The organism is Glaciihabitans sp. dw_435, assembly GCF_018449675.1.
In the GTDB taxonomy this organism is placed as follows: Bacteria; Actinomycetota; Actinomycetes; order Actinomycetales; family Microbacteriaceae; genus Glaciihabitans.
The window spans coordinates 445,969-455,523 of record NZ_JAAVUZ010000002.1 but is presented as its reverse complement, the minus strand read 5'-3'; the positions used below and the strand labels follow the sequence as shown (position 1 = coordinate 455,523).

General features: G+C 62.3%; 11 protein-coding genes. 8 read left to right on the top strand and 3 right to left on the bottom strand.

Features of this window, described 5'->3' with window-relative positions; genetic code table 11:
- Positions 1–217: 217 nt before the first annotated feature.
- The 3 genes from HB677_RS04935 to HB677_RS04925 are packed head-to-tail and all read left to right on the top strand — an operon-like array spanning position 218 to position 3,211.
- On the top strand, positions 218–1,423 hold the full coding sequence (locus HB677_RS04935) for a sensor histidine kinase (protein ID WP_213814545.1): 1,206 nt from the start codon (positions 218–220) through the stop codon (positions 1,421–1,423).
- Positions 1,420–2,562 carry a hypothetical protein gene (locus HB677_RS04930; RefSeq protein WP_213814544.1) on the top strand — a complete coding sequence of 381 codons (1,143 nt, stop codon included), beginning with the start codon at positions 1,420–1,422 and terminating at the stop codon, positions 2,560–2,562. Before HB677_RS04935 ends, HB677_RS04930 begins: the two co-directional genes overlap by 4 nt.
- A complete protein-coding gene (locus tag HB677_RS04925) occupies positions 2,549–3,211 on the top strand; it encodes a DNA-binding response regulator (RefSeq protein WP_213814543.1) in 663 nt (220 codons plus the stop codon). Before HB677_RS04930 ends, HB677_RS04925 begins: the two co-directional genes overlap by 14 nt.
- An 11-nt stretch (positions 3,212–3,222) precedes the next feature.
- Here HB677_RS04925 and HB677_RS04920 read toward each other — a convergent pair whose 3' ends face one another.
- On the bottom strand, positions 3,223–3,558 hold the full coding sequence (locus HB677_RS04920; RefSeq protein ID WP_255546183.1) for a hypothetical protein: 336 nt from the start codon (positions 3,556–3,558) through the stop codon (positions 3,223–3,225).
- An 84-nt stretch (positions 3,559–3,642) separates the two neighbouring features.
- Here HB677_RS04920 and HB677_RS04915 point away from each other — a divergent pair, with 84 nt between their 5' ends.
- From HB677_RS04915 to HB677_RS04895, 5 genes are all read left to right on the top strand, one after another.
- Complete coding sequence (locus HB677_RS04915; RefSeq protein ID WP_213814542.1) at positions 3,643–4,413, top strand: SGNH/GDSL hydrolase family protein; 771 nt, start codon at positions 3,643–3,645, stop codon at positions 4,411–4,413.
- Between the two features lie 33 nt (positions 4,414–4,446).
- Positions 4,447–4,911, top strand: a complete 465-nt coding sequence (locus HB677_RS04910) for a DUF1801 domain-containing protein (protein ID WP_213814541.1) — start codon at positions 4,447–4,449, stop codon at positions 4,909–4,911.
- Positions 4,912–4,973: 62 nt separating this feature from the next.
- Positions 4,974–5,762, top strand: a complete 789-nt coding sequence (locus HB677_RS04905) for a GDSL-type esterase/lipase family protein (protein ID WP_213814540.1) — start codon at positions 4,974–4,976, stop codon at positions 5,760–5,762.
- Between the two features lie 12 nt (positions 5,763–5,774).
- Positions 5,775–6,281 carry a hypothetical protein gene (locus HB677_RS04900; protein ID WP_213814539.1) on the top strand — a complete coding sequence of 169 codons (507 nt, stop codon included), beginning with the start codon at positions 5,775–5,777 and terminating at the stop codon, positions 6,279–6,281.
- A 257-nt stretch (positions 6,282–6,538) separates the two neighbouring features.
- A complete protein-coding gene (locus HB677_RS04895) occupies positions 6,539–7,486 on the top strand; it encodes a glycosyltransferase family 2 protein (RefSeq protein ID WP_213814538.1) in 948 nt (315 codons plus the stop codon).
- Positions 7,487–7,519: 33 nt separating this feature from the next.
- On the opposite strand, the gene HB677_RS18940 is transcribed toward HB677_RS04895, so the two are convergent.
- Positions 7,520–7,990, bottom strand: a complete 471-nt coding sequence (locus HB677_RS18940; protein WP_374193778.1) for a polysaccharide biosynthesis C-terminal domain-containing protein — start codon at positions 7,988–7,990, stop codon at positions 7,520–7,522.
- Positions 7,991–8,745: 755 nt separating this feature from the next.
- Entirely contained in the window at positions 8,746–9,495 is a 750-nt protein-coding gene (locus HB677_RS04885) for an O-antigen ligase (protein ID WP_255546226.1), read from the bottom strand.
- Between the last annotated feature and the right edge of the window lie 60 nt (positions 9,496–9,555).

The following is a 9,555-nucleotide window of genomic DNA, read 5'->3' as shown; positions in this document are numbered from 1 at the left end:
GAGAGCCGGACTTGCCCGGTTTGGCGCGGGGCGCGCAGGAGGCGCGCGGGCGGCCAGAACGAAATTCAAATTCCGTCACAGCCGTGCAATAGGGTACAAAACGAACCTAGACTGTGGATATCAGGCCGATGTTGTTCGGCCTGACCCCCGTTAAGGGGGTACAGGCGCCGGGGTTTCGAGCAATCGGACTCGTCTGAGAGCATCCGATCGGGGAACAGTGGCGCTGGATTTGCCCACGCAGGCGAGCGCGCACAAGCTCAGCCGCACGTTCTCTGAGGTGCTGCACGCGCCCGCCTTTGTGTTGCTCGCCGGTGCCGCGCTCATGGTCGTGTTCTTCCAGATCCAGTACCCGCAGTACCCGCTCTGGCCCGCCTTCGTCGGCCCGGTAGCCATGCTGGCCGTCCTCATCGCGCTGGATCGCCGGCACTCGGCCGTGCTCACCGTCGTCTACGTCGTGGTCGGCGGCGTCGCAGTGTTCTTCTACTCCTATATATTCGCCACGTACTTTGACCTGCCCGTGATAGCCGATTCCTTCTCGGTGGCGCTGCCCAAGGTCGCGTTGGTGTTCGTCGGGGGAGTGGGGCGTGGGCTCGGCCCCGCGCTGCGGTGGTGCACGGTCGGAGCGGTGACGTCGGGTGTGACATCCGCTCTCGGCATGATTGCGGCGGGCAAGACGTTCATGTTCGATCCGATCACCATCACGGCCTACGTCGTCACGGTCGTCGTGCTCTCGGTCGTGTGGTTCGGGCGGCGCGGCGATACGCGCTCGCAGAGCGGGTTCTCCACGGCGACACAGGACGAGTTCGTGTCGCTCATTCGCCAGCGCGCCGAGCTCGAGGCAGCGGCGCTCATGCACGACACGGTCGTCAACCATCTCGCGATCATCGCCTCGTCCACGAGCGGGCCGCCGCCGATGGCGCTGCGCACGCAGATCGAGGGGGACCTCGCCAAGCTCCACGACCTCGAATGGGCCGTGGTGGTCGCCGGCGCCCGTCGCCCGAGCATCACCGTCGGATGGCCCGAGACCCCACTCTTCCACGCCATCGACGATGCAGTGCAGGGCGGCCTCGCCGTCTCCTGCACGGGGGAGACCTCACCCATCGTCGCGCTGTCCGACAGCGACGGGGAAGCCCTCGCCCTGGCCGTGCGCCAGTGCCTCGAGAACGTGCGGGCCCACGCCGGCGTCATGGCGGCGGAGGTGGCCCTCGACTCCACGGACGACGAAGTCATCGTGATGGTCGTCGACATGGGCGCGGGTTTCGAGCCCGACAAGGTGCACGCCGACCGCCTGGGTCTCAAGAGTTCCGTGCGCGGGCGCATCGAAGCGATCGGTGGAAGCGTCGCCGTCTGGTCGACGCCGGGCAGCGGAACGTCCGTCATCATGCGGATGCCCCGAGCCGACGTCCCGGGAGGCGCCGAGTGAACACCCCCGAACAGACGCAACAGCAGGTCGACCCGGCCTCGGCCATGGGCGCGCGCGTGCCCGCCATCACCCTCGCCGTCATCCCCGTCATCTGGGCTGGCATCGCCACCATCATCGAGACCGTGGGGCAGGGCCCCCGGCTGCCTGAGCTGCTCGCCCTGCTCTCCTTCGTCATTGCCGCCGCGATCGTCGCGCGGCAGACGGCCCCCGAGCGGGCGCCCTTCACGGCGACGACCCACGTGGTGGTGCTGGTGTTCGGTCTCGCGGCCTTCTTCTTCGATACCTACGGCGGCTGGGGCTCGCAGGACTACCTCCGCGACGACTGGGCACCGGCCTGCATCGGGCTCCTGATCCTCGCCATGAGCTCGTATCGACCCCCGCGGGAGCTCGTCATCCTCGGCTCGGTCGCCGCCGTCATCATCGGGGTCTCGACACTCGTCGAACTCAGCGGACAGCAGACCGTCGCCCCCGTCTACGCCTCGGCCCTCACCGTCACGCTTCCGCTCATCGCGTGCGCGTACGGCGCCGCCCGGTACTCGCGCGGAATAGTGCTCGCCTTCTCCAACTGGCACCTGCAGATGACCGGCCGGGCCGAGGCGCACGCCGACGAGCGCCGCGACGAGATCAACCGCGCCGTGCACCAGGACCGCATCGCCCTGCTCAGCAGCGACGTGACCCCCTTCCTCAGCGGGCTGCTCAGCCAGAACGCCATCACCGACGACGACCGCGCGACCGCCCGCAGCATCGCCGGCCAGATCCGCACGGCGCTGGTCGCCAGCGTGGACCGTACGTGGCTCCAGACCTCGGTCGCCGCCCTGCGCACGGTCGACGCCCACCCGCACGAGATCCATGACAACGGGCAGCTCGCCCCGGCGATGAGCCACGACCAGCGCACCGCCGTGCGGGCACTCCTGTTCGCCCTCGGGCAGGAGGCGACACCGCACTCGGTTTCCATATCGATCGAGCGCGAGGGAATCAGCGCCGTCATGACGCTGTTGGTGCAAGTGGATGCCTCGTCCCGCACGTTCCGCGGCGACTACAACCCGTATCTCGCCGTCGCGAGAAACACGTTCCCGATCCTGACGGTGTCGTTCACACCGCCCACTCTGTTGGTGAGGTTTTCCTATGACGCTGGCTGAGACATCCGCTGAAATCGTCCGTCCCGTCACCATCGCGATTCTCGACGACCACGAACTGTTGATGGACAGCATCAGCACCTGGGTGGCCACGAACGCGACGGACTTTGACGTTGTGCTCGCCGCCATCACCTGGGGTGACTTCGTGCTGTCGCCGCACTTTCCGGCCGACCTCGTGTTCATGGACTACCACCTGCAGGGATCGGCTTCCATCGAGTCGCGCGTGCGCACCTGTCGCGCCGCGGGGTCGAAGGTGATCGTGCTCAGTGGTCTGGACACCCGCGAGACGCGTGAGCGATCGCTCAACGCCGGTGCGGCTCGCTTCATCTCCAAGGCGCTCGGCATGACCGACGCAATGGAGATCGCCCGCGACGTCATGGGCCTGCCGCAGCTCGCGCCGGAGCCCGCTCCCGAACTCGTGGAGGCGCCCGAACTGATCAAGCCGAAGCTCAGCGCGGGGGAGACCCAGGCTTTGCTGCTCTACGCGTCGGGGTTCAACCTCGAGGATGTAGCGCGCGAGATGGGCGTGCAGTACGAGACGGCAAAGACCTACATCCGCCGCGTGCGCGAGAAGTACTCCAAGGCCGGCCGGGCCGCCAGCCGTCGCATCGAGCTCATCCAGCGCGCGGCCGAAGACGGCTACCTGAACTGACGCTGGCGAAGCTACGCGGCCAGCATCCAGATCAGCACACCCAGGTTCGCCACTGCCGTAACGGCCGGGCCGACCGTCTTGAGGGTGTCCCGCGTTCGCACGCCAATGATCGCGTCCGCGGCCTGTACAACCACCATCGCGATCGCGACGGCCGCAACAAATGCGGTCGAGCCAGCAAACAGCGCGATGATCGCCACTACGAGCAAGGCAAGGCTCCGCGCGAACGCGTACATCATCCCCACCTGCTCGGGGCCGCGAGCAGATCGCAGCCCCGCTACCGAGTACCCAAAACTAACCGCGGCGCTGACGGTCGTGACGGCGGCGCAAATCCAGAAGGCGATAGTCATCTGCTCATCGTAGGAGTACCTAGTTCAGGGACACGCGCTACCCGGGACGATCATGCGTCAGACGCCGTCCCCTAGGATTCCAAGGTGTCTGAGTCCAAGTCCCGTAGCAACGTCAAGCGGCCGAGTGCTGTCTGGTTATCCATCGCCGGTGTGACCGTCCTGGCCGTCATCGCGGGAGTCCTTGTCGGTGTCGCCCTGACCCGCCAGACACCGCCGGTTGATGCCAATGCCTCGCTCTACACAATTCCGCCGGAGCCCACCTCCACGGCGTCACCCGTGGTCGCCGTGACGCGCACCGATCAGCCGCTGAAAGTGCTGTTCGTCGGCGGTTCTCTGACGGGCAGCGTCTCTGCATCTGTCGACTCCAAGGGATTTCGGTCGACCATGGTCCGCGAACTGCGGAAGACCGGCGCCGTGACGAGTGCAAAGTCGTTGTATTCAACCGACAGCGACACAGCGGTCGCGGGTATAGCGGATGCCGGCGCCGACCAAGACATCGCGGTCGTGGAACTGGATCCAGACGACGTTGGTGCATCGAGTATCGATGCGTTTACGAGCGACTACAAGGCGCTGCTGTCGGCGGTTGTCGCGACGTCTCCCGGGATCAACTTCGTCTGCGCGGGAGTCCGGCAGGCGCCGGAGACCGGCGACCAATACGACGCGGTGATCGCTCGCGAGTGCGAGGCGCAGGGCGGAGTTTTCCGCGCCCTGTCGGATTTGCGCTCAGTCGAGGCGAACCGGGGACCGGCCGGAGTGACAGGAGTCGTCGGCGGCACTCGCGATGACGTCCACCCCAATGACACGGGCTACGCGGCGATTGCCGCCCGTCTCCTCCAAGCGATCGATATTTCCTAGCAGCGGCTCTTTCACCGTGACTACGGTGGAAGGATGAGCACGCAGCCAGTTTCATCGGTGGTCGAGGAGTATCTTCGGGACCTCGAGCCGACGAAGCGCGCCGCGGTGGTCCCGGTCTTTGAGACGGTGCACGCTGCGATGCCCGACGGTTACGAACTCGTGGACTTCCGTGGCGCCCCCAGCTGGGTCGTCCCGCTATCGACATACCCCAACACGTACAACAAGCAACCGCTGAGCTACGTCGCCCTAATTGCGCAGAAGAACTACAACTCTCTGTACCTGTTGTGCCTGTACAGCGATTCCGAGGAGGAGCGCCAGTTCCGCGCCGACTGGGAGGCCACCGGCCGCAAGCTCAACATGGGCAAGAGCTGTCTGCGTTTCACGTCGCTGGGTGACGTCGACCTCCCGCTCGTTGCTCGTACTGTGGCGAGCACTCCCGTGCAAAGTTTCCTAGAGACGTACGAGCGGATTCGAGCTGTGCCGCCACATACTGTGTAGTTATGGGACAGGTTTACACCTGTCGTTTATTTCCTGAGGTACCTTCATCTAGTATTCGAGGCATGCCCGCATCCAAGCCTCGCAAGCGTTCCCGTTCCCGTAGCAACGTTCGGAGGCAGAGCAAGGTCTGGCTCGCAGTGGGCGGGGTCGTTGCTCTGGGTATCGTCGCGGGTGTCTTGTCAGGTGTCGCGCTGACGAACAACTCGACGCCGACCGCAGCGGGCAGCCTGAGCTACACAATTCCGCCAGACCCTACGCCGACAGCGCTGCCCGTACTCGACGTGCAGCGGGGCACTGACCCACTCAAGGTACTCTTCATCGGCGACTCGCTGACGGGCAGTCTCTTTGCCTCATCTGAGGCCAGGGGGTTTCGCCCGCTGATGGTCAATGCGATGAAAGCGAGCGGGCCAGTCATCGCCGTGGAAGGGCATCGCAACGGTGGGGACACGGCCGATGCGAGCAAGCTGACCAACCTCGGCAGTTATCAAAATCTCGCCATCGTAGAGTTGGGAACCAACGACTACAACGTGACCACGATCGATGACTTCACGACTGACTATCGGGCGATCTTGGCGCAGATCGTAAGCACGTCGCCCGACGTTCGACTTCTTTGCGTCGGCTCATGGCAGCAACCCGACCGCGGCGCTGCGTATGACGCGGTTATCAAATCGGAGTGCGAAGCCCAAGGCGGCGTCTACCGGTCAATAGAGAACCTGCAGGTGCAGGAGAGCCTGCGCGGCCCCGCTGGTAAGACTGGCGTCTACGGCGGGACCAGCGATGACTTCCACCCCAACGATGAGGGCTACGCCGCGATCGCAAAGCTACTCCTTGGCGCTATCCATCTCAGCTGATAATTGCGCGGCGTGAACGTCAAAATCGGAAGGGCACGAACCCGTATCTCGACATTCGTGGCGGGAGGGGTGCTGTTCATCCTCGTCGCGGACCTGAGCGGAATCATGGCGCAGATCCCTGTGGTCGCTCTCGCCGCCGTAATGATGATCGTCGCCATAACCACCGTCGACTGGCACAGCGTCAAGCCGTCGACGCTGAGGCGCATGCCGATTCCTGAGACCATCGTGATGATCGTCACTGTCGTCGTCGTAGTTGCTACCGGCAACCTCGCCCTTGGGGTCATCGTTGGCGTGGTGCTCGCGATGGTCCTCTTTGCGCGTCGCCTCGCTCACGTAATTTCTGCCGAGCGCACGTTGGGCGACGACGCAACCACCGCGAGCTACGCTGTACGCGGCCCGCTGTTTTTGGCAGCAGCAATGACCTGGTCGAGCGCTTCAACTACATGGAAGACCCGAACGACGTCGTCATCGATTTCACCCAAACGCAGATCTGGGATGCCTCGACCGTCGCAGCTCTAGACCCTATCGAGATCAAGTACCGAAACCTCGGCAAGCTGGTGCGCTTCAAAGGGTTTGATGAACGCAGCGCTGCCCTCTACAGGCTATTAACGGGTCACGTGTCTGGCAACTGAATCATTCGCTCGACACGTGGATCGTCTCGTGGACAAACAGCTCAAAGTGTATTTCACCGCCCCTCGGTGGCCCTAGCATGTAATTAGATTGCGTGCTTCGTCGTCAACATTTATCTCTGGAGCGTTCCAGAAATGGGGGACTCAATGGCGGCTGAACTAGCTGCGGGCGGTAGTGAGATGTCGATCGCTGGCGTGATTGTGACGTTCAACACCGACGTGCCGGAGTTATCCTCTGCGTTGCGGCTGATTTCGACGTCGCTGTCGGAGTTGGTCCTTGCTGACAACAGCGACGACCCGGACATCGCGAGAGATATCAAAGAACTCGCTGAATCGATGGGAGCTACTTACATTGGGTTGGGTGGCAACCTCGGAATAGCCGCGGCGCAGAATAGCGCAATACGTCACATTCGTAGTCAAGGCCATGAGTATGTGCTCTTTCTTGATGACGATAGCAAAATGACCGCTGATGCCGTTTGGGCGTTGCTGGCTGCTTTGAAGGAAGAACAGCGCAAATATCCCAAGACCATCGCCGCTGGCCCGATAATTCTCGACGAGCGGGCCAATATCCCGTTAGCGTTCGTGTGGAAATCCAGCGCTATTAAGCGGCTCGTCGATGTGGACGCCACCGCAGAGCCGATAGAAGCAGCGTTTCTCCTCAGCTCGGGTTGTCTTATCGAAATGACCGCATTCGAGGCGATTGGAGAATTCAGGGACGAATACTTCATCGACCATGTCGACAAGGAATGGGGATTGCGGGCTGGCCTTCTGGGGTATCGGCTAATTGTCGTGCCAGGAGTCGTGATGAACCATCTTCTTGCAGACTCCGTCGAGTTCGATTCTCGCGGGATCCCGCGCCACCAGCATCAGAATCCGATCCGTGATTATTACTTGACGCGAAATGGGATATTCATCCTGCGAGATCTTCGACTTCCGCCCGTGCGTCGTTTTCGAATGATGCTGTTCCTAGGTGCGGCATACGCGCGAAAAATGCGCCGCAAGTCGACCACCCCTGTCCAGCGACGCATCATGACGGCAGCGGTGCTCGACGGCCTCAGAAACAGAAGAGGGCCGCTCGCGCCAACCGTAAAATAGAGCGGGGTCCTCCTGGGGCGGGACGCAAAGGTGTTATCCGTGGGCCGCGATGCCTGCCAAGACTCTTCGTAATCTAATGCCTTGCGCGAGCGTCACTCCAGTCTCTGCCGCCGCTACTGCAGCTGCTGCGCCGACGGCTCCATAAACAGGCACCGATACGAGTAAGAGCGGGATGCCAATGGCAGCGCCTACAACAGCGCTGATCGCCACGGCCTTGGACATACCAAGGGTCTGAAGTCCAGCCATTCCCGATGCGCGAGATATCGTTGACATCGCCACGGAGATGCCGACGAATGCCGCAAGCGCAAAAGTTACCGACACGTGGCTTCCGCCCAGTAGGTGGGCAAGCCAGGGGCCGAGTGAGGCTACGCCAATCCCAGCACCGATGCCAGCGACAGTAGCCGCATTCAGTCCCTTTTTGATCCGAGCGGGCGTATCGGTGTGGTGGCGGCCCAACCTCGGAACCCATCCTTGGAGCCACTGACCGAATGGGGTCAGAGCCATCAGGCTGAATCGACCTAGCCTGTCTGCGAGTGCGTACGCGCCAGTAGCCTGCGGCGCCGTGGCCGCCACCACTAGGGTTGGCAAAGCGAGGTATATGGACGCAGTTATCGCTGTGATTGATGGGTAGATCTGAGATCGCGTTTCTCGAATACCCACGCGAACGCTCCAGGTCCGGCCCGGCAGATGTGCACGCGGCGCTGTCGAATTCACCGAAGAAACTGTTACCGCTATTAGCCCGCCAACGAGTTGGCAGGCGGCGAGAGTCCAAAGGTTCCCAGTAACCAACAGGGCCGCCCCGCCCACGACGGTGCTTGCTGCTCGCGGTAACGTGTCAAGGACGAATAGTTCGGTCGGACGTCCCTGTCCCACGAATACCCAGGTCATGCCGAGTCCGACTGTCGAAGTCGCCAAACAGGATAGAACCGCCGCAATCGGATCGCCCGGAGCGAGTAACCACGCCGCAATCGAGCTAAGAATGAGTACGGGCGGGGAAATGATGATTCGCGAAATCAGAGAGGCGCGCGCGATGGCAACTTGATCTGGACCGGAACTCGCCGCGATTAACGTCGGTCCGCTGATTCCCCAGCCGAGCGCTATCAGTACCCCGGCTACCGACCCCGCCGACTGCCCCACGGCGAAAGAGGACCATCCAGAGTCACCAGTGGTACGGATGACGAAAGGTATGACAAGTAGGCCGACCGCCGCGGTAGTGATAACCGAAATTGAATAGCCGCCCAGAAGGCCGAGAACTCGTTTCATTTCGGTTCTCTCGTTGGCCCGGTAGTTGTTTCTCGATTGCTAGCTGCGGCGCTAACTCGACCATTGACTAAGTCTTGCTGCGTCGGTCGTTTTTGGTCGATGCCACCGTTCGGCACGATTCGAGAACGAAAGTCGAACAACGTCATGAACACCCATCCAAATGCGAACCACAATGAGTTAGTCAAGGCAGTGGTGATGGCAAGTGCGACGAAGAAGGCAATGCTGTCTCCTCTTCTACGAGTCGACCACCAGACGAATATCAGGCCAACGATGACCGCGCAAAGCCCGAGAAGACCAACGTCGTATAACTGGGCGATCCAGGCATTGGACAGATAGTCAGCTAAGCCGGCCTGCACGAGATCGGCGTGGCGCTGTTCGAAGGTATTTACCCCAAGTCCCGTGAACAGCGAGTTCTGTGCGGATATGTCATCGAAGGCCATTGCCCACGAACGTGCCCTGAATCCTCCCGTGCCGCTCTCTAGATCGAACAAGGACGTGGCGCGGTCCGTAAGTGGCGTGAGCCAATTCAGCGCTCCGGACGCCAAGGAGCCGAGTACGACCACGATGGAGACGATAACTACGCCTATGTTTTGGACGGCGCGAGATCGATCTCGGACTAGTGCGAAGACAACAATGACTGCGAGGGCCACCCAAGCGGCCCTTGTCATCGTGAGAATTGTCGCCAGCGCGATTATCCACACGAGGCTGTTGACGCGTCGGTTGAGCGAGCGTCTCCAGTACACCATGACTGCAATCCAAAGCGACCCGATTGCGCCCATTAGGTTGGGCTCAAAAGCGAGCCCTGA

What these genes read in the sequence shown, in the direction of transcription:
- HB677_RS04925 (WP_213814543.1), top strand. Translation starts at nt 2,549, where the DNA reads ATGACGCTGGCTGAGACATCCGCTGAAATCGTCCGTCCCGTCACCATC.
- HB677_RS04920 (WP_255546183.1), bottom strand. Translation starts at nt 3,558, where the DNA reads ATGACTATCGCCTTCTGGATTTGCGCCGCCGTCACGACCGTCAGCGCC.
- HB677_RS04910 (WP_213814541.1), top strand. Translation starts at nt 4,447, where the DNA reads ATGAGCACGCAGCCAGTTTCATCGGTGGTCGAGGAGTATCTTCGGGAC.
- HB677_RS04905 (WP_213814540.1), top strand. Translation starts at nt 4,974, where the DNA reads ATGCCCGCATCCAAGCCTCGCAAGCGTTCCCGTTCCCGTAGCAACGTT.
- HB677_RS04895 (WP_213814538.1), top strand. Translation starts at nt 6,539, where the DNA reads ATGGCGGCTGAACTAGCTGCGGGCGGTAGTGAGATGTCGATCGCTGGC.
- HB677_RS18940 (WP_374193778.1), bottom strand. Translation starts at nt 7,990, where the DNA reads ATGGCTCTGACCCCATTCGGTCAGTGGCTCCAAGGATGGGTTCCGAGG.
- HB677_RS04885 (WP_255546226.1), bottom strand. Translation starts at nt 9,495, where the DNA reads ATGGTGTACTGGAGACGCTCGCTCAACCGACGCGTCAACAGCCTCGTG.